17 protein-coding genes and 1 other RNA gene are annotated in these 26,941 nt (G+C 74.0%); 16 read left to right on the forward strand and 2 right to left on the reverse strand.

What is annotated here, in order from left to right:
- The first annotated feature begins 26 nt into the window (after positions 1–26).
- From ACIOHG_RS19915 to ACIOHG_RS19930, 4 genes are all read left to right on the forward strand, one after another.
- Complete coding sequence (locus ACIOHG_RS19915; RefSeq protein ID WP_400952642.1) at positions 27–635, forward strand: HAD family hydrolase; 609 nt, start codon at positions 27–29, stop codon at positions 633–635.
- Positions 636–738: 103 nt separating this feature from the next.
- Positions 739–2,322: an aldehyde dehydrogenase family protein gene (locus ACIOHG_RS19920; RefSeq protein WP_400952644.1), complete on the forward strand. Its 1,584-nt coding sequence runs from the start codon at positions 739–741 to the stop codon at positions 2,320–2,322.
- A 309-nt stretch (positions 2,323–2,631) separates the two neighbouring features.
- A complete protein-coding gene (locus ACIOHG_RS19925; RefSeq protein WP_400952264.1) occupies positions 2,632–7,569 on the forward strand; it encodes an NAD-glutamate dehydrogenase in 4,938 nt (1,645 codons plus the stop codon).
- A gap of 69 nt (positions 7,570–7,638) precedes the next feature.
- Positions 7,639–8,175: a hypothetical protein gene (locus ACIOHG_RS19930; protein ID WP_400952266.1), complete on the forward strand. Its 537-nt coding sequence runs from the start codon at positions 7,639–7,641 to the stop codon at positions 8,173–8,175.
- A gap of 166 nt (positions 8,176–8,341) precedes the next feature.
- Here ACIOHG_RS19930 and ACIOHG_RS19935 read toward each other — a convergent pair whose 3' ends face one another.
- The gene (locus ACIOHG_RS19935; protein ID WP_400952269.1) at positions 8,342–11,044 is read right to left on the reverse strand and encodes an FtsK/SpoIIIE domain-containing protein; all 2,703 of its coding nucleotides are present in this window, start codon (positions 11,042–11,044) and stop codon (positions 8,342–8,344) included.
- A 337-nt stretch (positions 11,045–11,381) separates the two neighbouring features.
- Here ACIOHG_RS19935 and ACIOHG_RS19940 point away from each other — a divergent pair, with 337 nt between their 5' ends.
- The 3 genes from ACIOHG_RS19940 to prfB all read left to right on the forward strand — a co-directional run bounded on the left by ACIOHG_RS19940 (position 11,382) and on the right by prfB (position 15,759).
- Positions 11,382–13,217 (forward strand): serine/threonine-protein kinase, encoded by a 1,836-nt coding sequence (locus tag ACIOHG_RS19940; RefSeq protein WP_400952272.1) that lies wholly within the window; start codon positions 11,382–11,384, stop codon positions 13,215–13,217.
- Positions 13,218–13,358: 141 nt separating this feature from the next.
- The gene (locus tag ACIOHG_RS19945; RefSeq protein ID WP_400952275.1) at positions 13,359–14,621 is read left to right on the forward strand and encodes a protein kinase; all 1,263 of its coding nucleotides are present in this window, start codon (positions 13,359–13,361) and stop codon (positions 14,619–14,621) included.
- A gap of 34 nt (positions 14,622–14,655) precedes the next feature.
- Positions 14,656–15,759, forward strand: a complete 1,104-nt coding sequence (gene prfB, locus ACIOHG_RS19950; protein ID WP_400952277.1) for a peptide chain release factor 2 — start codon at positions 14,656–14,658, stop codon at positions 15,757–15,759.
- 93 nt (positions 15,760–15,852) lie between these two features.
- Here the strand turns inward: prfB and ACIOHG_RS19955 are convergent, their stop codons facing one another.
- Entirely contained in the window at positions 15,853–16,050 is a 198-nt protein-coding gene (locus tag ACIOHG_RS19955) for a hypothetical protein (RefSeq protein ID WP_400952280.1), read from the reverse strand.
- A gap of 261 nt (positions 16,051–16,311) precedes the next feature.
- On the opposite strand from ACIOHG_RS19955, the gene ftsE reads away from it, so the two are divergent.
- The 9 genes from ftsE to ACIOHG_RS20000 all read left to right on the forward strand — a co-directional run bounded on the left by ftsE (position 16,312) and on the right by ACIOHG_RS20000 (position 26,803).
- On the forward strand, positions 16,312–17,001 hold the full coding sequence (gene ftsE / locus ACIOHG_RS19960; protein ID WP_380237032.1) for a cell division ATP-binding protein FtsE: 690 nt from the start codon (positions 16,312–16,314) through the stop codon (positions 16,999–17,001).
- An 11-nt stretch (positions 17,002–17,012) separates the two neighbouring features.
- A complete protein-coding gene (gene ftsX, locus ACIOHG_RS19965) occupies positions 17,013–17,921 on the forward strand; it encodes a permease-like cell division protein FtsX (protein WP_400952282.1) in 909 nt (302 codons plus the stop codon).
- A 55-nt stretch (positions 17,922–17,976) separates the two neighbouring features.
- Positions 17,977–19,092 (forward strand): S41 family peptidase, encoded by a 1,116-nt coding sequence (locus ACIOHG_RS19970; RefSeq protein WP_400952285.1) that lies wholly within the window; start codon positions 17,977–17,979, stop codon positions 19,090–19,092.
- Positions 19,093–19,136: 44 nt separating this feature from the next.
- On the forward strand, positions 19,137–19,613 hold the full coding sequence (gene smpB, locus ACIOHG_RS19975; protein ID WP_400952288.1) for an SsrA-binding protein SmpB: 477 nt from the start codon (positions 19,137–19,139) through the stop codon (positions 19,611–19,613).
- A 70-nt stretch (positions 19,614–19,683) separates the two neighbouring features.
- Complete coding sequence (locus ACIOHG_RS19980) at positions 19,684–20,952, forward strand: alpha/beta hydrolase (protein ID WP_400952291.1); 1,269 nt, start codon at positions 19,684–19,686, stop codon at positions 20,950–20,952.
- A 100-nt stretch (positions 20,953–21,052) separates the two neighbouring features.
- Positions 21,053–21,431, forward strand: a transfer-messenger RNA (tmRNA) gene (gene ssrA / locus ACIOHG_RS19985).
- Positions 21,432–21,624: 193 nt separating this feature from the next.
- Positions 21,625–23,007: a nitrate/nitrite transporter gene (locus tag ACIOHG_RS19990; protein WP_400952294.1), complete on the forward strand. Its 1,383-nt coding sequence runs from the start codon at positions 21,625–21,627 to the stop codon at positions 23,005–23,007.
- 165 nt (positions 23,008–23,172) lie between these two features.
- Positions 23,173–24,318, forward strand: coding sequence for a uroporphyrinogen-III synthase (locus tag ACIOHG_RS19995; RefSeq protein WP_400952297.1), 1,146 nt, complete (start codon positions 23,173–23,175; stop codon positions 24,316–24,318).
- 184 nt (positions 24,319–24,502) lie between these two features.
- Positions 24,503–26,803, forward strand: coding sequence for a HelD family protein (locus ACIOHG_RS20000; RefSeq protein ID WP_400952299.1), 2,301 nt, complete (start codon positions 24,503–24,505; stop codon positions 26,801–26,803).
- The last annotated feature ends 138 nt before the right edge of the window (positions 26,804–26,941 follow it).

The raw sequence follows: 26,941 nt of genomic DNA on the forward strand, positions 1-26,941 counted from the left end.
ACTGGAACGGCACCCTGCTGTCGGACATGGCGGCCGTGGTGGGGGCCAGCAACGCGGCGTTCGCCACCGTCGGCATCGCGCCGATGACGCTGGAGGAGTACCGGGCGCAGTACGAGATCCCGATCCCGCGGTTCTACGAGCGGCTGATGGGCCGGATGCCCAGCCCGGCCGAGTGGCTGGCCCTGGACGACGCGTTCCACGTCAAGTACACCGAGCTGTTCCCGGGCTGCGGCCTGACCCCGGGCGTCGAGGAACTGCTGGCCGGCTGGACGGCGGCGGGGCACAGCCAGTCGGTGCTGTCGATGTACGCGCACGACAAGCTGGTGCCGGCCGTGGACGCGTTCGGCCTGACCGGGCACTTCCTGCGGGTGGACGGGCGGCGCGGCGACGCCGGCGGGCGCAAGGCCGGGGAACTGGCCGCGCACCTGGACGCGCTGGGCGGGCAGGTCGACCGGGCCCGGACGGTGCTGATCGGGGACGCCGCGGACGACGCCGAGGCGGCGCTGTCGGCGGGCATCGGCGCGGTGCTGTACACCGGCGGCTCGCACACCCGGGAGAAGCTGCTGCCGGTCGGCGTGCCGGTGGTGGACACCCTGGCCGAGGCCGTCGCGCTGGCCGGGGAACTGACCGGCTGAGACCGCCCGCAGGCGTGTCCCGGCACGTCGGAGGGGGTGTGCGCGTTCACCCTGGGAGGGGTACAGCACGCACCACCGTACGGAGCAGCCCAGCACCATGCCGATCGACGCGGTCACCACCGTCCCGACACCCGCCGCCGAACCGGCCCGGACGTACCCGCCGGGCAGCCCGGAGCGGGCCCGACTGGTCCGCCGGCTGGACGAACTGGCCGGGCAGCACACCGAGTTCCCGATGGTGATCGGCGGCCGGCGACGGCTCGGCGGCGGCCCCCGGACCGAGCCCGCGCAGCCGCACCACCACGCCGCGAAGCTCGGGGTGCTGGGCGCGGCCACCCCCGCCGACGGGCAGCAGGCGGTGGAGGCGGCGCTGGCGGCCGGACCGGCCTGGCGGGCGCTGTCCCCCGACGACCGGGCCGCGGTGTTCCTGCGCGCCGCCGACCTGCTGGCGGGCCCCTGGCGGGAGACCCTGGTCGCCGCCACCGTGCTCGGGCAGTCCAAGACCCTGCACCTGGCCGAGGCCGACGCGGCCTGCGCGACGGCCGACGCCTGGCGCGGGGCCGCGCACGCCGCCGGCGCCCTGGGGGCCGAGCGGCCGCGCTCCGGACCCGGCGGGTGGCGCCGGGCCGACCACCGCCCGCTGGAGGGCTTCGTCTGCGCGGTCTCCGGGTTCGACTCCACCGCCGCCGCGGCCCGGCTGGCCACCGTGCCCGCGCTGCTCGGCAACACCGTGGTGTGGAAGCCCGCGCCCGCCCAGACCCCGGCCGCGCACTTCACCCTGCGCCTGCTGGAGGAGGCCGGCCTGCCGCCCGGCGTGGTCAACCTGGTCACCGGGGACGGCGGGGCGGTGACCGGGTCCGTCCTCGCCCACCCGGCGCTGGCGGGGCTGCACTTCGGCGGCCCGGCCGAGGTGTTCCGGCGGCTGTGGCGGGACATCGGCCGCGACGTCGCCCGCTACCGGAGCTACCCGCGGCTGGTCGGCGAGACCCGCGGCGCGGGCTTCCTGGTCGCCCACCCGTCGGCCGACCCGGCGGCGCTGCGCACCGCGCTGATCCGCGGCGCCTTCGAGTACCAGGGCCAGGGCGGCGCGGCGCTGTCCCGGGCCCACCTGCCGCGCGGCCTGTGGCGGCGGATCGCCGACGACCTGCTCGGCGAGGTGGACGCGCTGCCCGTCGGCGACCCCGGCGACCCGGGCGCCTTCATGGGCGCGCTGGTCGACGCCCGGGCCTTCGATCGGACCGTAGAGGCCCTCGGCCGGGCCGCCGCCGACCCGGCCGCCGAACTGTCGGCGGGCGGCCAGTACGACGGCGCGATCGGCTGGTTCGTCCGCCCCACCGTGCTGCTGGACGGCGCCGGCCGGCACGGCGGCTGCCCCGGGCCGGTGCTGTCGGTGCGGCTGTACGAGGACGGGGACTGGACGGGCGCGCTGGAGCGGGCCGCTGCGGAGGCGGCGCCCGGCGGTCCCGGCGGCTCCGGCGGCGGCGCGGTGTTCGCCCGGGACCGGGGGGCGATCGCGGAGGCGCTGGAGCGGCTGCGGTTCGCCGCCGACCGGCTCCGGATCAACGGGGAGCCGTCCGTCGACCGGCCCGACCCGGGCCGGGACCTGCCGCGCTGGACCTCCGCCCGGTCGATCGAGGAGACGTTCACCCCGCCGACCGACTACGTCCGTCCTTACATGGCCCCACATTGAGCGGTCACCCGAATGACGGACACCCCAGGTGGGGCGCATTGGACAAGCTGTCCAGGAAGGCCCGCTCCTCCTGCGGGTTTGCGCCTCCGTGTCCCCTGACACCTTCGTTTCGTCAGGCTAGGCTGACGGCGTCGCCGGTTATCGGTCAGGCAGGCCAAACGTGCTGTCGTACCCGGGCGGAACGCGACTCATGCGTGCCTTGAGCGCTTTTCACCCCTTGCGTACGGGAGGATTGCCGAACGGGGCCCGGCGGTGCACCCACAGTCATCACCGAGTCACGCAACGGCGCGCGACAGGAGCCAAACAGCCATGCAGACCAAGCTGGACGCAGCCAAGGCCGACCTGCTCAGGAAAGCAGCAGCAGCCGCTGAGAACAGCCAGGTGGGGGGAGCGGCGCCGGGGGAGGGCCTGAGCAACGGGGCTCTGGCCGCCTACCTGCACCACTACTACCTCCACACGGCGCCCGAGGACGTGATCAGCCGGGACCCGGTGGACGTCTACGGGGCCGCGGCCTCCCACTACCGGCTGGGCCTCAAGCGCCCGCAGGGCACCGCCGAGGTGCGGGTCTCCACCCCGACCGTGGAGGAGAACGGCTGGTCCTGCGGCCACACCGTGGTCGAGGTCGTCACCGACGACATGCCGTTCCTGGTCGACTCGGTCACCAACGAGCTGACCCGCCTGGACCGCGCCATCCACCTCGTCGTGCACCCGCAGCTGGCGGTGCGCCGCGACATCACCGGCAAGCTGCTGGAGATCCTCGACGTCGACGCGTGCAACCGCGCGCAGGCGGCCGGCGCCGAGTGGCCCGCCGACGCGGTGGTCGAGTCCTGGATGCACATCGAGATCGACCGCGAGACCGACCGCGACGACCTGCGCACCATCGAGGCCAGCCTGCGCCGGGTGCTGGGCGACGTCCGCGAGGTCGTCGAGGACTGGTCGAAGATGCGCGACTCCGCCGTCCGGCTGGCCGACGAACTCGACGCCGAACCCCCCGCGCACCTGCCCGGGCAGGAGGTCTCCGAGGCCGCCGAGCTGATGCGCTGGCTGGCCGACGACCACTTCACCTTCCTCGGCTACCGCGAGTACGACCTGGTCGAGCACGAGGGCGAGGACGTCCTCAAGGCCGTCGCCGGCACCGGCCTGGGCGTGCTGCGGGCCGACCCGCTCAGCCACGACACCGACCACCACCCGGTCTCCGAGGCCTTCGGCCGGCTCTCCGCCCCGGTCCGCGCCAAGGCGCACGAGAAGAAGCTGCTGGTCCTCACCAAGGCCAACAGCCGCGCCACCGTGCACCGCACCGCCTACCTCGACTACGTCGGCGTGAAGCGGTTCAACGCCGCCGGCGAGCCGGTCGGCGAGCGCCGCTTCCTCGGCCTGTTCTCCTCCGCCGCCTACACCGAGTCCGTCACCCGGATCCCGGTGGTGCGCCGCAAGGTGCAGGAGGTCATCGACGGCGCCGGCTTCTCCAGCGACAGCCACGACGGCCGCGACCTGCTCCAGATCATGGAGACCTTCCCGCGCGACGAGATGTTCCAGACCGCCGCCGCCGAGCTCCAGTCGATCGCCACCAGCGTCCTCTACCTGCAGGAGCGCCGCCGGCTGCGGCTGTTCCTCCGCCAGGACGAGTACGGCCGCTACTACTCGGCGTACGTCTACCTGCCGCGGGACCGCTACACCACCCGCATCCGGCTCGCGCTGACCGACATCCTGAAGACCGAGCTGAACGGCGACACCATCGACTACACGGTGCACGCCACCGAGTCGGTGCTCACCCGCCTGCACTTCGTGGTCCGGGTCGCCCCCGGCACCGAGCTGCCGCAGCTCTCCGAGTCCGACGTCGAGCGGATCGAGAACCGGCTCGCCGAGGCCGCCCGGTTCTGGATGGACGGCTTCAACGACCAGCTGCAGACCGAGTTCGGCGAGGAGCGGGCCGCCGAGCTCGCCCACAAGTACGCCACCGCCTTCCCCGACGGCTACCGCGCCGACTTCCCGCCGCGCACCGCCGTCGCCGACCTCAAGCAGATCGAGTCGCTCAGCGGCGAGGGCGACTTCCGGCTCAACCTGTACCAGCCGGTCGGCGCCGGCGACGACGAGCGCCGCTTCAAGATCTACCGGGTCGGCGGCCCGATCTCGCTCACCGAGGTGCTGCCGGTCCTGCAGCGCCTGGGCGTCGAGGTGCTCGACGAGCACCCGTACGCGCTGCGCCGCACCGACGGCAGCACCGCCTGGGTGGTCGACTTCGGCCTCAAGCTCCGCGAGGGCACCGACCTCACCGAGGAGGACCGCGAGCGCTTCCAGGACACCTTCTCGGCGACCTGGCTCGGCCAGGCCGAGAACGACGGCTTCAACGAGCTGGTCCTCACCGCCAAGCTGACCTGGCGCCAGGCCGTGGTGCTGCGCGCCTACGCCAAGTACCTGCGGCAGGCCGGCTCCACGTTCTCCCAGGACTACATGGAGGACGCGCTCCGCAACAACACCCACACCACCCGGCTGCTGGTCAACCTGTTCGAGGCCCGGCTCTCGCCCAGCCACCGGTCCGGCAGCGAGGAGCTCACCGAGGGCATCCTCGAAGAGCTGTCCGGCGCCCTCGACGAGGTGGCCTCGCTGGACGAGGACCGCATCCTGCGCTCCTTCCTGCACCTGATCAGGGCCACCCTGCGGACCAACTTCTTCCAGCACGACGCCGAGGGCCGCTGGCACTCCTACGTGTCGATGAAGTTCGACCCGAAGGCCATCCCGGACCTGCCCGCGCCCCGCCCCGCCTTCGAGATCTGGGTGTACTCGCCCAGCGTCGAGGGCGTCCACCTGCGCTTCGGCAAGGTCGCCCGCGGCGGCCTGCGCTGGTCCGACCGGCGCGAGGACTTCCGCACCGAGATCCTCGGCCTGGTCAAGGCCCAGATGGTCAAGAACACCGTCATCGTGCCGGTCGGCGCCAAGGGCGGCTTCGTCGCCAAGCAGCTGCCCGACCCGGCGGTCGACCGCGACGCCTGGCTGGCCGAGGGCATCGCCTCGTACAAGACCTTCATCTCGGCGCTGCTCGACATCACCGACAACCTGGTCGCGGGCGAGGTCGTGCACCCCGTCGACGTGGTGCGCCACGACGAGGACGACACCTACCTGGTGGTCGCCGCCGACAAGGGCACCGCGACCTTCTCCGACATCGCCAACGGCGTCGCCCAGGAGTACGGCTTCTGGCTCGGCGACGCCTTCGCCTCCGGCGGCTCCGCGGGCTACGACCACAAGGGCATGGGCATCACCGCCCGCGGCGCCTGGGAGTCGGTCAAGCGCAACTTCCGCGAACTCGGCGTCGACACCCAGACCGAGGACTTCACCGTCATCGGCATCGGCGACATGTCCGGCGACGTGTTCGGCAACGGCATGCTGCTGTCCGAGCACATCCGCCTGGTCGCCGCCTTCGACCACCGGCACATCTTCCTCGACCCGAACCCGGACGCGGCGGTCTCCTTCGCCGAGCGCCGCCGGCTGTTCGACCTGCCGCGCAGCTCCTGGGACGACTACGACAAGTCGCTGATCTCCGCGGGCGGCGGCGTCTTCCCCCGCTCCGCGAAGTCCATCCCGCTCTCCGCGCAGGTCCGCGAGCGGCTCGGCATCGACGCCGCCAAGCTCACCCCCGCCGAGCTGATGAAGGCGATCCTGCAGGCCCCCGTCGACCTGTTCTGGAACGGCGGCATCGGCACCTACGTCAAGGCGTCCACCGAGACCAACGCCGAGGTCGGCGACAAGGCCAACGACGCGATCCGGGTCAACGGCGGCGACGTCCGCGCCCGGGTCATCGGCGAGGGCGGCAACCTCGGCTGCACCCAGCTCGGCCGGATCGAGTTCGCCTCCACCGGCGGCCCGCAGGGCACCGGAGGCTGGATCAACACCGACGCCATCGACAACTCGGCCGGCGTCGACACCTCCGACCACGAGGTGAACATCAAGATCCTGCTCAACCAGGTGGTCGCCGACGGCGACCTGACGGTCAAGCAGCGCAACACCCTGCTCGCCGCGATGACCGACGAGGTCGGCCACCTGGTGCTGCGCAACAACTACGCGCAGAACGTGGTGCTCGCCAACGCCGTCGCCCAGGCCGCCAGCATGGTCAACGTGCACGCCCGCATGATCAACCGGCTGGAGGCCAACGGCCAGCTCGACCGGGCGCTGGAGTACCTGCCCACCGAGAAGCAGATCCGCGACCGCCAGCAGGCCGGCCGCGGCCTCTCCCAGCCCGAGCTGTCGGTGCTGCTCGCCTACACCAAGATCACCCTGGCCGACGAGCTGCTGGCCACCGACCTGCCCGACGACCCGTACTTCCGGGACGCCCTGCACGCCTACTTCCCGAGCGCGCTGCGGGCCAAGTTCGCCGAGCAGATCGACAACCACCCGCTGCGCCGCGAGATCATCACCACCCTGATCGTCAACGACACGATCAACCGCGGCGGCTGCACCTTCGCGTTCCGGCTCCGCGAGGAGACCGGCGCGACCATGGAGGAGATCGCCCGGACGCACGCCGCCGCCCGCGCGGTGTTCGGCCTGGAGCAGCTCTGGGACGACGTCGAGGCCCTCGACAACAAGGTCCCCGCCCGGGTCCAGACCAAGATGCGGCTGCACGCCCGCCGCCTGGTCGAGCGCGCCACCCGGTGGATGCTGAACAAGCGTCAGCCGCTCGACATCGCCGACACCATCGCGTTCTTCCACGACCGGGTCAACCAGGTCTGGGACTCGCTGCCCAAGCCGCTCTGCGGCGAGGACCTGGCCTGGTACGAGTCGGTCTACCAGGAGCTCTCCGGGGCCGGCGTCCCCGACGAGCTGGCCTCCCGGATGGCGGGCCTGTCCTCCGCGTTCCCGACCCTCGACATCGTCGGCGTCGCGGACCGCTCGGAGGCCGACGTGATGGAGGTCGCCGAGCTGTACTACGACCTCGGCGACCGGCTCCAGATCAGCCACCTGCTCGACCAGATCATCGAACTGCCGCGCACCGACCGCTGGTCCTCGATGGCCCGCGCCGCGATCCGCGAGGACCTGTTCGCCGCGCACGCCGCCCTCACCTCCGACGTGCTCGCCGCCGGGCCCGCCGGTTCCAGCCCCGAGGAGCGGTACAACGCCTGGGCCGAGCTCAACAGCACCCTGCTCAGCCGGGCCCGCACCACCCTCGACGACATAAGGGGTTCGGACACCTACGAGCTGTCCAGCCTGTCCGTCGCCATGCGGGTGATCCGCACCCTGCTGCGCAACGGCCGCTGACCCGGCACCAACCGGAGGGGCCCGGGCATCCGCCCGGGCCCCTCCGGCCGTCCTGGCACAATGGCCGCCGTGACCGACCCCGCCGCGTCCGACCCCGCGTTCGACCGCCTCGCCGAGCTGCTCGGTGCGCCCGGCCGGCAGGCCCCGCGGGCGAGTTGGGACGCCGCCGAGAGCCTGCTCGGCGTCACGCTGCCCACCGGCTACAAGAGCTTCGTCGACCGCTGGGGCCCCGGCGCGCTGGACGACTTCCTCACCGTCTTCGGCCCGGTCGACGGCACCGCGCACGAGGCCCGCGCCCTCTGGGGCACCTGGTACGGCTGGCGACAGGGCCAGGACCGGAACCCCGACTTCGACCCGTTCCCGTACCACCCCGAACCCGGTGGCCTGATCGGCTGGGGCGCCGACCGCTACGGCGGCGCCTGGTTCTTCCTCGCCCAGGGCCCCGACCCCGACCGCTGGCCGATCGCCGTGTTCAGCGACACCGGCCAGTGGTACGCCACCCGCGGCACCTTCCCCGCCTTCCTGGTGCGCTGCCTCGACCGGGTCGACTACCCGCTCTTCCTCGACCTCACCTGGCGCCACCCGCAGCCCCGCTACCGTTCTTAGGGGCCCGGGGAAGGGCGGAGCCGAGGGGCTGATCGCCGGAGGACAGTGGGGCGCTACGGGGCGTCGGCCGAAAGACCTTCGGCCCGAAACGGGGTGGCGCCTCGCAGCCCGTTGGACGCCTGCCCCTCGGCTCCGCCGTTCCCCGGGCCCCCGAATGCGCTCCCGCTCAGTTCTCGGTGGCCCGGCGGAGGGCCGAGGCGAGGAGGGCCAAGTCCGTCGGCCCGTTGCCGAGTTCGCGGACCGGCCGGGGTGAGGGCGCGGTGCCGTGCTCCTCGGGGCGCTGGGCGACCACGGTGGGGCGGAGCGTCGCGGTGCGGGGGATGCGGCCGCTGACCCGGGCCCCCTGGAAGGCGGTGACCTCCCCGTCGGCCCGCCGCAGGTACCCGCGGCCGGGCGTCCCCACGGGCAGCGCCGCCGCGTCCGGGAGGTGGATCAGCAGGTCGGAGTCGCCGGCCTGCTCGGTCCGCAGGGCGATCCTGAGCTGCGCGGACTCGCCGATCTCGGTGTCGGCGGTAGCCTCCGGCGACCCGGTCGCGGCGATCACGTGGACGCCGAGCCGGGCGCCGTGCACGGCGACGGCGGCGAGCGCGCGGGCGAGCGGGCGGCCGCCCGGGCTCGCGGGGCCGAGCAGCGCGTCGTAGTCGTCGACCAGGACGACCAGCCGGGCGGGCGCGGCGTCCGGTGACGGCGCGTCGGGGGAGCGGCGGGGCTCGACCACCCGGACCTGCGCGGTGCTGTCCGGGGCGGGGCCGCCGACCAGCGCGGGGGTCTTGTCGAAGAGCCGGCGGGTGTGCCACTCGGTGAAGGTGAGGCCGTCGAACAGGGCCTCGCGGTGGGCGAGTTCGTCGTGCAGGCGCTCGGCGGCGAGTAGCGCGCCGCGCGGGTCCTCGGCGGCGTTGACGTGGGCGGTGACGTGCGGGAGGTCGGTGCAGCCGGCCAGGCCGCCGTCCTCGGTGCGGGCGCCGTCGACCGTCAACAGGGCGAGCCGGTCCGGGCGTTCGGAGACGGCGAGGGAGGCGGCGAGGCTGCGCAGCAGTTCGGACTTGCCGGAGCCGGGGCCGCCGCCGATCAGCAGGTGGTCGCCGTCCTCGGCGAGGTCGAGGGCGCAGGTCTCCTCGCCGCCGGCCCCGCGCGCGGTGCCGAGCAGCGCGGCCGCGCCGCCGGCCCCGTCCGGGAGCGCGTGCCAGGACTCGGCGAGCCGGGCGGGGGAGAGCGATTCGGCGCGCAGCAGGTCGAGCAGGCGCAGCGCGTCGGGGAGCGGGCCGCGCGGGGCGGCCCCGGTCTCGGCCTCGGTGAGCGGGGCGAGGGTGCGGGCGAGCCGTTCGGCCCAGGCGGGCGAGACGGCGTCCAGGGTGATGTCGGTGAGGCGTTCGCGGGTGCCGCCGGCCGGGCGGTCCAGGGTGAGGCGGGTGGCGACCTCGCCGGTGACCCGGGCCACCGAGCCGAGCCCGGCGGGGAGTTCGGCGGCGTCCTCGGCGAGGCAGAGGGTGAAGACGCCGGCGGCGGGCCCCTGGCGGAGCAGCAGCGCGAGGGCGTCCCGCCCGGCCGGGGTGCCGGGGTCGCCGTCGACCAGGACGACGGTGGCGGGCGGTCCGGCGGTGGCGGCGGCGAGTTCGGTGAGCCGGGCCTCGGCCTGGGCCGGGTCGAGGCCGAACAGCAGCCGGCAGGCCTGGCCGTGGGCGGGCCGCAGGTGCGGCAGCCACTGGGCCCAGGCCCAGTCCTCGGCGGGGCGGTCGGCGGCGACCACGACCAGGGCGAGGCCGCCGGGCGGGTGCAGGACGGCGAGTTGGGCCAGCGCGGCGCGGGCCAGGCCGGCCAGCCGGTGCCGGGGACCGGCCAGGCCGAGGCTGCCGGCCGTCTGCAGGTCGACGGTGACCGGGACGGCGGGCAGCAGGGTACCGGGCGCGGTGCCGGGGCCGGCCGGCAGGTCGGCGGTGCCCAGCCGGAGGGTGAGCGCGTCGGGGTGGTCGGGGCCGCGCTCCCACAGCCGGGGGCCGGTGCCGAGCGCGGTGAGCAGCAGGGCCGCCGGGTCGGGCCAGCGCTCGCGCTGGTTGGCGGCCTGCCGGGCGCGGGCGGCGGCGTGCTGCCGGTCGGTGTCGACGGCGGCGGGCTCGCTGCGGCCGCGGCGCAGCCAGCGGCCGCGCGGGGCGGGGGTCTCGGCGGCGGGCGGCTCGGCGGGCGCCGGGCCGGGGCCGCGGCCGGGCCCGGGGCGGGCGCCGGTGCGGGGGGCGAGCCGGAGCCGGCCCTCGCCGTCGGGGACGGTGGCGCGGGGCGGTATGCCGTCGGGGCGGGCGAGTTGGAGGGTGGACTCGCCGATCCGCAGCAGGGCGCCGGGGGCGAGTTCGGCGCCCTCCTCGGGCAGGTAGCGCTCGTCCAGCAGGGTGCCGTTGGTGGAGCCGAGGTCCTGGACGGTGGCGCGGCCGTCGGCGGCCAGGTGCAGGGCGAGGTGCAGGCGGGAGACGTCGGGGTCGTCGAGCGGGACGTCGGCCTCGGTGGAGCGGCCGACCCGGACCCGCTCGCCGTGCAGCCGGTGGACGCCGCCGGCGTCGGGGCCGCCGACCACCCGGAGTTCGGCGGCGGACGGCTCGTCGGCGCCCGCGCCGCCGGGGCCGGGCTCGCCGAGGGCGAGGACCGCGCCGTCGACCAGCGGGGGCCGGCCGAGCGGGGTCTGCTCGTCCAACCGCCGTTCGCCGTCGTACAGATGGACGTGGGTGGCGGAGCGCGGGCCGCGGATGCCGACGGCGCCGGCGAGGGCGGTGGCGACGGCGCCGAGCGTGGTGCCGGCCGGCGCTGTGACCAGCACGTCGGCAGAACTGCCGGGCGCGGCGGGGCCGCTGCGCGGTCGAAGGACGGTGAGCCGGATCTGCATCTCGCCCGGGGTCCCTTCTGCACACGGGTGGTGCGTGCCATCCTGCCACCCGGGACGGACAGTCCGCGCACGGTACCGGATTTGACGATCTTGCGATCATCGCCATGGTGGGTCCGGCGGGTGGCCGGGTCAAGGACCCCCGGACCTCCCCGGCCCGACCCCGCGCGTCCCGACCCGGCGGCACCTCGGAAACCCGCTCGGGCACCGTTAGAGTTGCCGAAAACCGGAGAGCCCGCGCCAGCGGGCTCCCGCAAGGCCCCGGCGCCGTTCACGGGAACGGGGGAGTGCCGGATCGCGGCCCCGGCAGCGGGCGCCGGGTGACCGAACGGAGTGCACAGTGCGGCCTGTCGGCAGCAAGTACGTGCTGGAAGAGAGCCTGGGACGCGGAGCGACCGGCACGGTCTGGCGCGGCCGGGTCCGCGAGGACGCCGCGGTGCCGGGCCTGCAGCCCGGCCAGGCCGTCGCGGTCAAGGTGCTGCGCGAGGAGCTCGCCGCCGACCCGGACGTGGTGATGCGCTTCCTGCGCGAGCGCTCGGTGCTGCTGCGCCTCACCCACCCCAACATCGTGCGCACCCGCGACCTGGTGGTCGAGGGCGAGCTGCTGGCCCTGGTGATGGACCTGGTCGACGGCCCCGACCTGTACCGCTACCTGCGCGAGTCCGGCCCGCTGTCGCCGATCGCCGGCGCGCTGCTGATGGCGCAGATCGCCGACGCGCTGGCCGCCAGCCACGCCGACGGCGTGGTGCACCGGGACCTCAAGCCCGCCAACGTGCTGCTGGCCACCGTCGCGGTGGACGGCGGCGAGCGGATGCACCCGATGCTCACCGACTTCGGCATCGCCCGGCTCGCCGACTCCCCGGGCATCACCCGCACCCACGAGTTCGTCGGCACCCCCGCCTACGTCGCCCCGGAGTCCGCCGAGGGCCGCCCGCAGACCGCCGCGGTGGACGTCTACGGCGCCGGCATCCTGCTGTACGAACTGGTCACCGGCCGCCCGCCGTTCCGCGGCGACAACCCGATGGCAGTGCTCCAGGCGCACCTCGCCCAGGAGCCGGAGCGCCCGCGCGGCATGTCCGAGCCGCTGTGGACGGTGGTGGAGCGCTGCCTGCGCAAGGACCCGGCCGAGCGGCCCACCGCGGTCTCGCTGGCCGAGGCGCTCCGGGTGGTCGCGGCCGGCGTCGGCGTGCACGCCGCCCCGAGCGCGGTGGAGGCCGCGCTGGCCGTCGGCGCGCTGCTGCTGCCCGACCCGGCACTGGCCCGCCCCGCCGCGCCCGCCGTCGACCCGCACGAGGCCACCCTGGCCGGGGCCTTCGACCCGGCCGCCGCCACCCAGGTCATGACGAGCCGTCAGGCGGTGCCCGGCGCCGAGGACAGCACCCGCCTGATGGCCCCCCAGCCCCCGGCGCAGCCGCCCGCCGACCGGACGGCGGTGATGCCCGCGATGCCGCCGGGCGCCCCCGGGCAGCCCCCGGCCGAGGACCCGCACCCGTGGCAGAACCAGCTGCAGGCCGCCCGGGACCGCAACGCGCAGACCCGGATCGGCTACTTCGAGCCCGAGGATCTGGCCGCCCCGCCGGTCGCCCCGCGCCCCTACCAGGCCGGCCAGTACCCGCCGCCCGGGCAGCGCCCGCCGGTGGCCCCGCCGCCGTACCAGGCCCAGCAGCCGCCGCAGCCCGGCCGGTACGCCCCGCCGCAGGGCCCGTACCGGCCGCAGCAGCCGCCGGGCCGCCCGCCGCAGGGCGGCCAGTACCCGCCGCAGGGGCACGCCCAGCAGGGGCCCGGGCAGCAGCCGGGCCGGGGCGGCCGCCCGCCGGTGGCCCCGCCGCCGTACCAGGCCCAGCAACCGGGCCCGCCGCCCGCGTACAGCGGGCAGCCGCAGGGCTACGGGGCGCCGCAGCGCCGGGCCGAGCCGGCCCCGCCGCGCCGCCAGGAGCCGCCGTACCGGGAGCCGGAGCCGCCCCGCCAGCCGCCCCGGGAGCGGGAGCCGCGGCGACGCAGCCGCAACCGGATGTGGATCCCCGGCCTGGGCTGCCTGAAGGGCTGCCTGCTGGTGCTGGTGGTGCTGGCGCTCGGCTGCCTGGCGCTGTGGAACTTCACGCCGCTGCCGCACTACTGGGACAACGTGGTCGGCTGGTACCACGACGCCTCCGACTGGGTCGGCAGCCATACCTGACAACGGGATTGACGCTTTGTCGACAATCCAGCGAAATTCCACCGGATCGGTACCTCTCCGGGGGCCCTCCGCGGCCCCCGGAGGCCCTTCGGACGCGTAGGTTGGTCGTCGGCACCGACCTCACGAGCCCACGGAGCAGCATTGGCACGCAAGATCGGCAGCCGCTACACCGTCCACCGGGTGATCGGCCGGGGATCGGCCGGCACCGTGTGGCTCGGGGAGGGCCCGGACGGGCCGGTGGCGGTCAAGCTGCTGCGCGAGGACCTCGCCGCCGACCAGGTGCTGGTCGGCCGCTTCGTCCAGGAACGCGCCGCCCTCACCGGCCTCGACCACCCGCACGTGGTGGGCGTCCACGACATGGTGGTCGACGGCAGCGACCTCGCCCTGGTGATGGACCTGGTCCAGGGCAGCGACCTGCGCACCCGGCTGGAGCGCGACGGCGTCCTCGACCCGCTGACCGCCGTCTCGGTGATCGCCGACGTCGCCGACGGCCTGGCCGCCGCGCACGCCGCCGGCATCGTGCACCGCGACGTCAAGCCGGAGAACGTGCTGCTCGACCTCGCCGCCCCGCCCGGCCCCGGCGGCGCCCCGCGCGCCAAGCTCACCGACTTCGGCATCGCCCGGCTGGTCGACGCCCCGCGCCGGACCAGGGCGACCCGGATCATCGGCACCCCCGACTACCTGGCCCCCGAGATCATCGAGGGCCTGGAGCCGCGCGCCGCCGTCGACATCTACGCCCTCGCCACCGTGCTCTACGAACTGCTCACCGGCGCCACCCCGTTCGGCGGCGGCCACACCGGCGCGGTGCTGCGCCGGCACGTCACCGAGAACGTACCGCCGGTCGAGGGCATGCCGGACGAGCTGTGGCGGATCATCTCCGAGTGCCTGGCCAAGGCCCCGGCCTCCCGGCTGCGGGCCGCCGAACTCGCCGCCCGGCTGCGCGGCCTGCTGCCCGAGCTGGCCGGCGTCGGCCCGCTCGCGGCGCCCGCCCCGCGCACCGCCCCCGAGGAGCTGCCCACCCCGGGCGAGGCGGTCTACGCCGAGGTGGACGCCGGCGGCGCGCACCGCCGCCGGCGCGGCCCCGCCGTCGCCCTGGTGCCCGGGCCGCAGCCCGACTCCACCCGCGACACCCACACCAGCCTGCGCCGCCCGTCCGCCGCCGAACTGGCCTCCTACGCCGAGGAGTCCCGGGCCCAGCGGACCCAGGCCGCCCCGGCCTCGCACCGGCGCACCCGGGCCCAGGCGATCCGCCGCCGCCGCACCCTCGCGGTGCTGGTCGCGGTGCTCCTGCTGCTGGCCGGGGCGGCCGCCGCCTGGTCGGCGTTCGCCGCCGAACCGCCCGCCGGGGGGCGCCCCGCGGGCCCGCACGCCCTCCTGCACCCGAGCCCGCAGCCGAGGTGGTAGCCGAGCCCCCCCTTCGAACCATTACCCTGGTGGCGTGGCAGCCGTCGATCCTTCCGAAGAGCTCAAGAACCTCGACTCGACCATGTCGTCGATCGAGGCAGTCCTCGACCTGGACAAGATCCGGGCCGACATCGCAACCCTCGAGGAGGAGGCAGCCGCCCCCACCCTGTGGGACGACGTCGCCAACGCGCAGAAGGTCACCAGCCGGCTCTCCTTCCTCCAGGGCGAGTTGCGCAAGGTCGAGACCCTGCGCGGCCGGGTCGAGGACCTGGGCGTCCTGTTCGAACTCGCCGAGGCCGAGGACGACGCGGACACCCGCACCGAGGCCGAGGCCGAGCTGGTCTCCGTGCGCAAGGCCGTCGAGGAGCTGGAGGTGCGCACCCTGCTCTCCGGCGAGTACGACGCCCGCGAGGCCCTGGTCAACATCCGCGCCGAGGCGGGCGGCGTCGACGCCGCCGACTTCGCCGAGCAGCTGATGCGGATGTACCTGCGCTGGGCCGAGCGGCACGGGTACCCGACCGAGGTCTACGACACCTCGTACGCCGAAGAGGCCGGCATCAAGTCCGCGACCTTCACCGTCAAGGCCCCCTACGCCTACGGCACCCTCTCTGTCGAGCAGGGCACCCACCGCCTGGTGCGCATCTCCCCGTTCGACAACCAGGGCCGCCGGCAGACCTCCTTCGCCGGCGTCGAGGTGCTCCCCGTCGTGGAGACCTCCGACCACGTCGACATCGACGAGGGCGACCTGCGGATCGACGTCTACCGCGCCTCCGGCCCCGGCGGCCAGGGCGTCAACACCACCGACTCCGCGGTCCGGATCACCCACCTGCCCACCGGCATCGTGGTCTCCTGCCAGAACGAGCGCTCGCAGATCCAGAACAAGGCCTCGGCGATGAACGTCCTCCAGGCGAAGCTGCTGGAGCGCCGCCGCCAGGAGGAGCGCGCCGCGATGGACGCCCTCAAGGACGGCGGCTCGTCCTGGGGCAACCAGATGCGCTCCTACGTCCTGCACCCGTACCAGATGGTCAAGGACCTGCGCACCGAGCACGAGGTCGGCAACCCGCAGGGCGTGCTGGACGGCGACATCGACGGCTTCATCGAGGCGGGCATCCGCTGGCGCAAGCAGCGCGAGGCGTAACGGGCCGAGGCACGACGAAGGGCCCCTCCGCCGCGGCGGAGGGGCCCTTTCCCGTCCTGAGGGGCCCTTTCGCGTCGCCCGGGCCCGCGGGCCCTAGCGCGTCAGCGTCGTCAGCAGGACCATCGCCAGCACCGCGGCGAACAGCACCGCCAGCAGCACCGCGGGGTTGAGCGCGGCGAACGGCCCGTGCTGCTCCTGCTGCAGCCGGGCGCGGTTGGCGCGGCAGACCGGGCAGCGGCCGTCGACGACGCGGCCGTTGCAGTTGGCGCACACCAGTTGGTCGCAGGTCATGCGATCTCCTCCTTGCTGCATAGCCAACGTCCCGGAGGCGGATTCGGTTCCGTCCGCCCACCACTCTGCCAGGTTCCCCACCCTCCGGCCCCCGGAGCCGAAGGGTTACCGATCTGTGACGTACCTCGCAATTTCCGGTCCGAACCGGAACGACACCTGATGAAACCCCGGTCAGTAGGCGTCCGGTCACTGCGGGTGCGCATGGGCATCGCGTAAGGTCACTGCCCTCGATCCACCTAGGATGGCCCCCGTGATGCAGCCGTGATCAGATTCGACAACGTCTCCAAGACCTATCCCAAGCAGAACCGTCCGGCCCTGGACAACGTCTCGCTGGAGATCGAGAAGGGCGAGTTCGTCTTCCTGGTCGGCTCGTCCGGCTCCGGCAAGTCGACCTTCCTGCGCCTGTGCCTGCGCGAGGAGCGCCCCTCCACCGGCGCGGTGCACGTGCTCGGCAAGGACCTGGGCAAGCTCTCCAACTGGAAGGTGCCGCACATGCGGCGCCAGTTGGGCACCGTCTTCCAGGACTTCCGCCTGCTGCCGAACAAGACCGTCGGCCAGAACGTGGCGTTCGCCCTGGAGGTGATCGGCAAGCCGAAGGGCACCATCAACAAGGTGGTGCCCGAGGTGCTCGACCTGGTCGGCCTCGGCGGCAAGGAGGGCCGGATGCCCGGCGAGCTGTCGGGTGGTGAGCAGCAGCGGGTGGCGATCGCCCGGGCGTTCGTGAACCGCCCGATGCTGCTGATCGCCGACGAGCCCACCGGCAACCTGGACCCGCAGAACTCGGTCGGCATCATGAAGCTGCTCGACCGCATCAACCGGACCGGGACCACCGTGCTGATGGCGACCCACGACCAGGCCATCGTCGACCAGATGCGCAAGCGCGTCATCGAGCTCGACAAGGGCCTGCTGGTCCGTGACCAGGCCCGCGGCGTCTACGGCTACCAGAGCTAGAAGAGAGAAGCATGCGCGCCCAGTTCGTCCTGTCGGAGATCGGTGTCGGTCTCCGCCGCAACCTGACCATGACCATCGCCGTCGTGGTCAGTGTCGCGCTGTCGCTCGCCCTCGCCGGTGCCTCGCTGCTGGTCCGCGACCAGGTCAACTCCATGAAGGACTACTGGTACGACAAGGTCGAGGTCAGCATCTACTTCTGCACGAAGGCGGACATGACGTCGCCCCAGTGCGCGGCCGGCGCGGCCACCGACGATCAGATCAAGCAGGTCAAGACCGACCTGGACAAGATGACCCCGCTGGTGCAGACCGCGACCTTCGAGTCCTCGGCCGAGGCGTACCAGCACTTCAAGCAGAGCAACCCGGACAACCCGCTGCTCGCGGCGGTCGGCCCGGACGCGATGCCGCAGTCCTGGCGGGTCAAGCTCAGCGACCCGACCCGGTTCGACGTGATCGCCAGCGCCTTCGCCGGCAAGCCCGGCGTGAAGTCGGTCGAGGACCAGCGGAAGATCCTGGAGAACCTGTTCGGCCTGCTCCGCGGCCTGCAGACGGCGGCCTTCGTGATCATGGTGCTGATGCTGTTCGTGGCCCTGCTGCTGATCGTCAACACCGTCCGGGTGTCCGCGTTCAGCCGCCGCCGCGAGACCGGCATCATGCGGCTGGTCGGCGCCTCCAACTTCTACGTGCAGATGCCGTTCATCGCGGAGGCCGCGTTCGCCGCGCTGCTCGGCGCGGGCCTGGCCTCGCTGCTGCTGGTGGGCGGGCACTTCTTCGTCCAGGGCTGGCTGCAGAAGAAGGTGGCGTTCATCCACTTCATCGGCCTGTCCTCGGTGCTGTCGGTGATCCCGCTGCTGGTCGTGGTCGGCATGCTGATGGCCGGCATCGCGGCGTTCTTCACCCTGCGCAAGTACCTGAAGGTCTGACGGACCGTCGGACGGTGCTACCGGCCGGTGCGCCGCCCGGCCTAGACTCGACGGCATGCCGACAGCACCGCGGGTACGCCAGGGGATGACGCTCGGCCTGGTGTTCGGCGCCGTGCTCTTCGCCGGGGCCGCTTCCGGGGCCTGGGGGGAATCGAACGGTTCCTCCCGGGCCCCTTCGTCGTCCGACGCCGTCCCCGCCGCCGACCTCTCCGGGGCCGACCTCAGCCCGCAGGAGGCCCGGCAGCTGGTCGGCGCCAGCGGCGACCGCTGGGCGGCCTACCTGAGCCCGCAGCAGTACGCCGACCTCACCGGCGGCCGGTACGCGGGCGTCGGCCTGACGGTGGACCGGGCGGCCGGCGGGCCCACCGAGGTCGCCGAGGTGCAGCCCGGCTCGCCCGCCGCCCGGGCCGGGATCGCGCCCGGGGACCGGCTGCTCGCCGTCGACGGGACGCCCGCCGAGCAGCTGCCGGTCACCGAACTGGTCGCCCGGCTGCGCGGCGGCCCGGCCGGCAGCGCGGTGGCCGTCACGGTCGCCGCCGGGCCGGGGCCCGCCCGGCAGCTCACCCTGACCCGGGCCGAACTGGCCGCCCGCGAGGTGGAGGCCGACCGGCCGCGGCCCGGCGTGGTGCGGATCTCCGTGCACGCCTTCACCGAGGGCGTCGGCGACCAGGTCCGGGCCGCCGCGGCCGGCGCCCGCGCCGTGGTGCTCGACCTGCGCGGCAACTCCGGCGGCCTGGTCGAGGAGGCGGTGGACACCGCCTCGGTCTTCCTCGACGGCGGGCCGGTCGCCAGCTACCAGGTCCGCGGCGAGCACCGCGAACTCACCGCCGACGCCGGCCGGGCCACCGCCGTCCCGCTGGTGGTGCTGGTCGACGGCGGCACCATGAGCGCCGCCGAACTGCTGGCCGGCGCGCTCCAGGACCGCTGCCGGGCCGTCCTGGTCGGCACCCGCACCTTCGGCAAGGGCACCGTCCAGCAGCCCAGCCGGCTCGCCGACGGCTCGGTGCTGGAACTCACCGTCGGCCGCTACCAGACCCCCGGCGGCCGCTCCCCGGACGGCACCGGCGTCCAGCCCGACGTGCCCGCCGGCGCCGAGGACCCGGTCGCGCTCGCCCTCAAGGTGCTGGACGGGCTGAGCAGTTCGGCGCCCGCCACCCCCGGCGCGCGGTAAAGGGGCTGCCGAGCCCGCCCTCGAAGTGCGAGAATGGCCGGGCTATGGCAAAGGAAACGGGCAAGAAGCTGGTCGCGCAGAACAAGAAGGCGCGGCACGAGTACACCATTCTCGACACCTACGAGTGCGGCATGGTGCTCACCGGTACCGAGGTCAAGTCGCTGCGCGAGGGCCGGGCCAACCTGGTCGACGGCTACGCGTACATCCAGGGCGGCGAGGCCTGGATCGACAACGTCTTCATCCCCGAGTACGCCCAGGGCACCTGGACCAACCACTCGGCGCGGCGCAAGCGCAAGCTGCTGCTGCACAGGATGGAGATCCGCAAGATCGAGTCCAAGGTCAAGGAGACCGGCCACACCCTGGTCCCGCTGACGCTGTACTTCAAGGACGGCCGGGCCAAGCTCGAACTCGCCCTCGCGGTCGGCAAGAAGCTCTACGACAAGCGGCAGACCCTGCGCGAGCGCCAGGACCGCCGGGAGACCGACCGCGCGGTCGCCGCGGCCCGCCGCCGACAGGGCTGAAAACGGGTCAAAGGGGTACGGCGGCACCCCAGTTGCGTACGCCTGTCGGACGCTTCCGTACCATCTCCGGGTGGACACCTCACTGATCAGTGGCTGGCTCCCGTGGACCCTGCGAATACTGGCCGTGGCAGCGGTCGCGGCGGCCCTGTTCAGGGTCAGCCCGTTCTGGCTCCGCCGCAGGCTGCCCTGGGTGGCCGGCGGCGCCCTCGTCGGCACGGCGCTGATCGCGTTGCTCGTCACCGTCTCCGGGGTAGCCGACGAGGGCCTGCCGGTCGGCGTCTGGTTCTGGACCTGCTCCGCCCTGCTCGGCCTGGGCGGCCTGGCCGCCGGGGTCCGGCAGTCCAGCTGGTGGAACCTGGCGGCGGTCCCGCTCGCGGTCCTGCTCTCCCTGGTGTGCGCCGCCAACTCGGTGAACATCTCCACCGGCTACTACCCGAGCGTGGACGCCGCGGTCGGTGACCTCTCGGACGCGCCGGTGCCGCAGCAGATGGGTCTGAACGAGGCGCTCGCCGCCGTCGGCAAGTCCTCGGGGGGCCGGGTGGTGGCGGTCGAGATCCCGGCCGAGCCGAGCGGCTTCACGCACCGCCGCGAGCTGATCTACCTGCCGCCGGCCTGGTTCCGCAGCAAGACCCGGCCCAAGCTGCCGGTGCTGGAGATGATCGGCGGCCAGTTCGCCGCCCCCGACAACTGGATCCGGGCCGGCCAGGTGATCAAGACCGCCGACGACTACGCCGCCGCGCACAACGGCTACGCCCCGATCCTGGTGATGGCCGACGCCACCGGGAACTTCAAGACCGACACCGAGTGCGTCAACGGCAAGCCCGGCAAGGCCGAGGACCACCTGGTCAAGGACATCCCGCCGTACATCGCCAAGACCTTCGGCAGCGCCTCCGAGGCGCGCTCCTGGGGCGTGGTCGGCTGGTCGATGGGCGGCACCTGCGCCGTCGGCCTGGCCGTGGTGCACCCGCAGGTGTTCGGCAGTTTCGTCGACATCTCCGGCGACGCCTCGCCCAACCTGGGCGGCAAGCAGACCACCGTCGACCAGCTGTTCGGCGGCGACCTGGCGGCCTGGGAGGCGCACGATCCGGTGACCGTGCTCGGCCGGGCCAAGAAGGACACCTACCGCAACTCCGCCGGCTACTTCCTGGTCGGCAGCGAGGAGGGCGGCAAGCACCTCTCCGACGCCCAGACCGTGGAGAGGGCCGCCCAGGCCGCCGGCATGACCACCAAGCTCGAGGTCCACCCCGGCAAGCACGACTGGCAGTTCGGCGCCTTCGCCTTCAAGCAGTCGCTGCCCTGGCTGGCCCAGCGGATCGGCCTGCCGGGGGCCACCGGTTGACCGCCCGTTAATGCGCTGGACCCTTGACGGGCCGGGTGAGTACTATGGCAGCGCACCACCCGGCGGGCCCGCCCGCCGGTGCTGTTTGTCAAATCAACATGGGGATGATCGGTTTCGACAGTGACAGTCGAAACAGGAGAAGCGAGCCGAGGAACGCGGCAATGATCTCGTTAACCACGTGTCGCAAAAAAATAATCGCCAACTCTAAGCGCGATTCCCAGCAGTTCGCCCTCGCAGCCTGATCTGCGAGAGTGAATGGGTGTCAGCCCGGGAAGTTCCCGACCCGGATCCTGGCATAATCTAGGGAACTCAACCTTCCACCCCGGTCGCGGGGGTGGCGGGGAAATCAAACAGTGACTGGGCCTGTTGGCGGCTTGTCCGCGTGACCGCCAGGGCCGAGAAAATCACAGCGGACTGCGCTCGGAGAAGTCCTGAATCCACTTCACTGGACCCGGGTTCGATTCCCGGCATCTCCACCGCCCCATGTGCATCGCAGAGCCGTCCTCCGTCCCGGAGGGCGGCTCTCGTGCGTTCCCGGGCCCTCACACGCCCGCCGCCCGCCGGGTGAGAGGACGGTTCCGCACCCTTCACACCGCACAACGGACCCGAAATCGTGGACTCCTAACGTCGGTCCCCCAGGGTCCGGAGACCCGCACTCGAAGGAGCGAGCCCATGGACGGCACCACCACGCGCGGCAGAACGGGCGGCAGAACGGACGGCCGCTGGATCCGGCACTGGGAGCCGGAGGACCCCGCGTTCTGGGAGGGCACCGGACGCGCGGTGGCCCGCCGCAACCTCGCCTTCTCGGTGCTCTCCGAACACATCGGTTTCTCGATCTGGAGCCTGTGGTCGGTGATGGTCCTGTTCATGGGCAAGGAGTACGGGATCGACCCGGCCGGGAAGTTCTTCCTGGTCGCCGTGCCGACCCTGGTCGGCTCCTTCGTCCGCATCCCCTACACCGTCGCGGTGGCCCGGTTCGGCGGCCGGAACTGGACGGTCGTCTCCGCGCTGCTGCTCCTGCTGCCGACGCTGGCCGCCGCGTACGTCATGCACCCCGGCACCTCCTACTCCACCTTCCTGCTGGTCGCCGCGCTCACCGGCGTCGGCGGCGGCAACTTCGCCTCCTCGATGACCAACATCAACGCCTTCTACCCGGCCCGGCTCAAGGGCTGGGCGCTCGGCCTGAACGCCGGCGGCGGCAACATCGGGGTGCCCGTGATCCAGCTGGTCGCGCTCGCCGTGATCGCCTGGGCCGGGGCCGGCCACCCCCGGGTCGTGCTCGCCGTCTACCTGCCGCTGATCGTGGTCGCCGCGCTGTGCGCCGCCCTGTTCATGGACAACCTGGCCCCGATGAAGGCCGACACCGGCGCCCTGGCCGCCGTCGTCCGGGAGAAGCACACCTGGCTGATGTCGGTGCTCTACGTCGGCACCTTCGGCTCCTTCATCGGCTTCTCCTTCGCCTTCGGCCTGGTCCTGCAGAACCAGTTCGGCCGCACCCCGCTGCAGGCCGCCCAGCTCACCTTCCTCGGCCCGCTGCTCGGCTCGGTGGTCCGCCCGCTCGGCGGCAGGCTCGCCGACAGGTTCGGCGGCGCCCGGATCACGCTGTGGAACTTCGGCGCGATGGCCGCCGCCGCGAGCCTGGTCACCTACGCCTCGTCGGTCCGCTCGCTGCCGGTCTTCCTCACCGGCTTCGTCGCCCTGTTCGCGCTGGCCGGACTCGGCAACGGCTCCACCTACAAGATGATCCCCGGCATCTTCGACGCCCAGGCCCAGGACCTGATCGCGGCCGGCCGCACCCCCGAGGACGCCGCCGCCCGGTCCCGCCGGATGTCCGGCGCCGCGATCGGCGTCATCGGCGCCGTCGGCGCCCTCGGCGGGCTCTTCATCAACCTCGCCTTCCGCGAGTCCTTCCTGACCGCCGGGTCCGGCACCCCCGCCTTCGCCTCCTTCCTCGCCGCCTACGCCGTCTGCTCCGTCCTCACCTGGGCCGTCTACCTCCGCCGCCCCACCGCCGCCCGGCCGGGCGCCGACACCCCCGCGCTGGCCCGGGTCTGACGCACCGTCACCCACGGACCGCCCCGACCAGCGGTGAAACACTCCGGTAATGGGAGCGACCCGGGGGTGACACCCCGACCGGCGACGATTGATCACCCACCCACCCGACCGCCGCCCCGTCCCCAGCCAGGACACCCCGGGCGGCGCAGCTAAGGACGACACCGGATGGCCGACCCGACCCGACGCCTGCAGGACGAACCCGGTCCCCCCACCACCGGCCCGCTCGCGGGCTGGACCGTCGGCATCACCGCGGCCCGCCGCGCCGACGAGCTGGCCGCCCTGCTCCAGCGCCGCGGCGCGAACGTGCTGCGCGCGCCCGCCCTGCGGATCGTCCCGCTCGCCGACGACACCGAACTCCTCACCGCCACCCGGGCGCTGATCGCCGACCCGCCCGACCTCGCCGTCGCCACCACCGGCATCGGCTTCCGCGGCTGGCTGGAGGCCGCCGACGGCTGGGACCTCGGCGAGGACCTGCGCGCCGTCCTCGGCGAGGGCGCCGTCCTCGCCCGCGGCCCCAAGGCCAAGGGCGCGATCCGCGCCGCCGGGCTGCGGGAGTCCTTCTCCGCCGCCACCGAATCCTCCGCCGAGGTCCTCTCCCACCTGCTCGACCGGGGCGTCGAGGGCTGCCGGATCGCCGTCCAGCTGCACGGCGCCCCGCTGGCCGGCTTCGTCGAGTCGCTGCGCGCCGCCGGCGCCGAGGTCGTCGAGGTCCCGGTCTACCGCTGGCTGCCGCCCGCCGACCTCGCCCCGCTGGACCGGCTCCTCGACGCGACCTGCGCCGGCGCGCTCGACGCCGTCACCTTCACCTCCGCGCCCGCCGCGATCAGCCTCTTCGAGCGGGCCGAACAGCGCGGCCGCACCGCGGAGTTGCTGCACGCGCTGCGCCGCGACGTGCTCGCGGTCTGCGTCGGCCCGGTCACCGCCGCGCCCTTCGACCAGCGCGACATCCCCACCGTGTGGCCCGAGCGGATGCGCCTCGGCGCGATGGTCCAGACCCTCACCGCGGCCCTCCCCGAACGCGCCCGCCGCTTCCAGGTGGCCGGCCACGCCCTCGAACTCCGCGGCCAGGCCGCCCTCGTGGACGGCGAACTCCGCCCCGTCCCCCCGGCCGGCATGGCCCTGCTGCGCACCCTCGCCCGCCGCCCCGGCTGGGTCGTCCCGCGCGCCGACCTGCTCCGCGCCCTCCCCGGCAGCGGCGACGACGAACACGCCGTCGAAACGGCGATGACCCGCCTCCGCCAAGCGCTCGGCGCGCCCCGCCTGATCACCACGGTGGTCAAGCGCGGCTACCGCCTGACCCTGGAGCACTGAAGCCGAGGGCCTCCGGCCCGGAACGGGGTCGGCGCTTCGCGGCCCGTCGGTCACCAGCCACTCGGCTCCGCCGTTCCCCGGGCCCTGGAGCTTCGCTCCCGGGGCGGGACCCCTTCTCGTGCGGGGCGGTGTTCATCCCTTAAGATCGTCCGTCCGCCTTTTTCTCCGCACCTTTGGGGGCTCCTTGGGCGCGCACGGCTCTGCCCGGCACCAGAACGACACTGTCCGCGACCGCGAGATCGCGGGGGAGCAGCGGCACCTCGACACCGTCTACCGGCGGTTGGAGGAGAAGCTCGCCGAGGCCGAGTACATCCTGGAGGACGCCGCCAAGCGGGTGCAGGTCGGTACGCCCGGCGCGCTCGCGGAGCGGGACGCGCAGGTGTACCGCGCCGGGGCGCACCTGCAGCGGTTGAACAACGAGTTCGAGGACTTCCTGTTCGGGCGGATCGACCTGCAGCGGGCCGACGCGCCGGAGGAGCACGGAATTCCGTCGCAGACGCCGCTGGACCCGGCCGACCCGGCCGTCGCGGAGAGCCTGCACATCGGCCGGCTGGGCGTGCTGGACGCCGAGTACGGCCCCCTGGTGATCGACTGGCGGGCCCCGGCGGCGGCCCCGTTCTACCGGGCGACGCCGCTGGAGCCGGGGCGGGTGCTGCGGCGCCGGGTGATCCGCTCGAAGGGGCGGAAGGTGATCGGCGTCGAGGACGACCTGCTGCGCCCGGACCTGGCACCGACCCTGGACGGCGCCGAGCTGGCCGTGGTCGGCGACGGCGCGCTGATGGCGACGCTGGGCCGGGCCCGCGGCCACTCGATGCGCGACATCGTCTCGTCGATCCAGAAGGAGCAGGACGAGGTGATCCGGGCGCCCGGGGCCGGCGCGACCCTGGTCACCGGCGGACCGGGCACCGGCAAGACCGCGGTGGCGCTGCACCGGGCCGCGTTCCTGCTGTACCAGGACCGCCGCCGGTACGCGGGGGGCATCCTGGTGGTCAGCCCGACCCCGCTGCTGGTCTCGTACACCGAGGGCGTGCTGCCCGCGCTGGGCGAGGAGGGCCAGGTGGCGATCCGCGCGGTCGGCAGCCTGGTGGACGGCATCGAGGCGGAGCGGTACGACAGCCCGGAGGTGGCCCGGATCAAGGGCTCGGCCCGAATGGTGCAGCTGCTGCGCCGGGCCGCCCGCGGGGCGGTCGAGCTGGGCGCGCCGACCGAGCTGAAGGTGTTCGCCCGGGGCCGGGCGCTGCGGCTGGACGCGGCCCGGCTGAAGGCGGTGCGCGGCCACGTGGTGGGCGGCGGCGGCACGCCGCTGAACCTGCTGCGCCCGCGGGCCCGCCGGCTGCTGCTGGACGCGCTCTGGTCGGAGGCGGTGCGCGACCTGCCGAAGCCGACCACCCACGCGGAGCGCGAGCAGCGCCAGGACGAGCGGGAGTCCTTCGACGAGTACGTGTCCGACGAGGCGCCGTTCCTGGCCTTCCTGGAGGCGTGGTGGCCGGCGGTGACCCCGCGCGGGGTGCTGGCGACGATGCGGCAGCACCGGCACGTCAACCGGATCGCCCGGCGCGCCGTCACCCCGGAGGAGGCCCGCCTGCTGGCGGCGTCCTGGCGGCACCTGGACGACCGCGGCGCGGGCGCGCTGTCGGCGCACGACGTGGCGCTGGTGGACGAGCTGCGGCTGCTGCTCGGTGAGCCGGCCCGGCCGAAGGTCCGCGAGGTGGACGCGGTGGACCTGCTGACCGGCCTGGACGAGGTGACCACCTACGGCGAGCGGGCGTACGGCCGGCGCGAGCGCGAGGCGGTGCCGGAGGAGCGCCGCGAGTACGCGCACGTGATCGTCGACGAGGCGCAGGACCTGACGCCGATGCAGTGGCGGATGATCGGCCGCCGCTCCCGGTCGGCGACCTGGACGATCGTCGGCGACCCGGCGCAGTCCTCCTGGCCGTTCCCGCAGGAGGCGCAGGCGGCGATGGAGGAGGTGCTGGCGGGCAAGCCGCGCCGCCGGCACACGCTGACGGTGAACTACCGCAACCCGGCGGAGATCGCCGAGGTGGCGGCGAAGGTGCTGGCGCTGGCCGCGCCGGGTACCCCGTCGCCGTCCGCGGTGCGGGCGACCGGGGTGCGGCCGCGGTTCGCGGCGGTCCGGGAGCCGGAACCGGCGGCGTTCGGCGCGGCGGCCCGGGCCGAGCTGGAGCGGCTGCTGGCGGAGGTGGACGGCACGGTCGCGGTGGTGGTCCCGATGGACCGCCGGGCCGAGGCGGCGGGCTGGACCGCCGGGCTGGGGGAGCGCGTGGTGGCGCTCGGCAGCCTGGAGGCGAAGGGCCTGGAGTACGACGCCACGGTGGTCGCCGACCCGACCGGCATCGCGGGCGAGTCGGAGGCGGGCCTGCGGGTGCTGTACGTGGCGCTGACCCGCGCCACCCAGCGGCTGACGGTGCTGTCCGGCCCGGACGACCTGCCGGACGCCGCGGGCGTCCCCGCGCTGCTGAAGTAGCGGCCGGGAAGACCGAAGGCCCCCACCCGTTCGGGTGGGGGCCTTCGTCACGTAGTACACCGACCCGCCATGCTCGCCTCGCGGCAAGTGGTCCCTCGAAGGGACGAAGGTTGGGCCCGGGGGCTTGGATCGAGCCGG

The sequence above is a fragment of the Kitasatospora sp. NPDC088134 genome, from assembly GCF_044741705.1.
In the GTDB taxonomy this organism is placed as follows: Bacteria; Actinomycetota; Actinomycetes; order Streptomycetales; family Streptomycetaceae; genus Kitasatospora.

Coding starts and splice junctions, on each gene's coding strand:
- ACIOHG_RS19915 (WP_400952642.1), top strand. CDS start 27: ATGGCGGCCGTGGTGGGGGCCAGCAACGCGGCGTTCGCCACCGTCGGC.
- ACIOHG_RS19925 (WP_400952264.1), top strand. CDS start 2,632: ATGCAGACCAAGCTGGACGCAGCCAAGGCCGACCTGCTCAGGAAAGCA.
- ACIOHG_RS19935 (WP_400952269.1), bottom strand. CDS start 11,044: ATGCAGATCCGGCTCACCGTCCTTCGACCGCGCAGCGGCCCCGCCGCG.
- ACIOHG_RS19955 (WP_400952280.1), bottom strand. CDS start 16,050: ATGACCTGCGACCAACTGGTGTGCGCCAACTGCAACGGCCGCGTCGTC.
- ftsX (WP_400952282.1), top strand. CDS start 17,013: ATGCGCGCCCAGTTCGTCCTGTCGGAGATCGGTGTCGGTCTCCGCCGC.
- ACIOHG_RS19970 (WP_400952285.1), top strand. CDS start 17,977: ATGCCGACAGCACCGCGGGTACGCCAGGGGATGACGCTCGGCCTGGTG.
- smpB (WP_400952288.1), top strand. CDS start 19,137: ATGGCAAAGGAAACGGGCAAGAAGCTGGTCGCGCAGAACAAGAAGGCG.
- ACIOHG_RS19990 (WP_400952294.1), top strand. CDS start 21,625: ATGGACGGCACCACCACGCGCGGCAGAACGGGCGGCAGAACGGACGGC.
- ACIOHG_RS19995 (WP_400952297.1), top strand. CDS start 23,173: ATGGCCGACCCGACCCGACGCCTGCAGGACGAACCCGGTCCCCCCACC.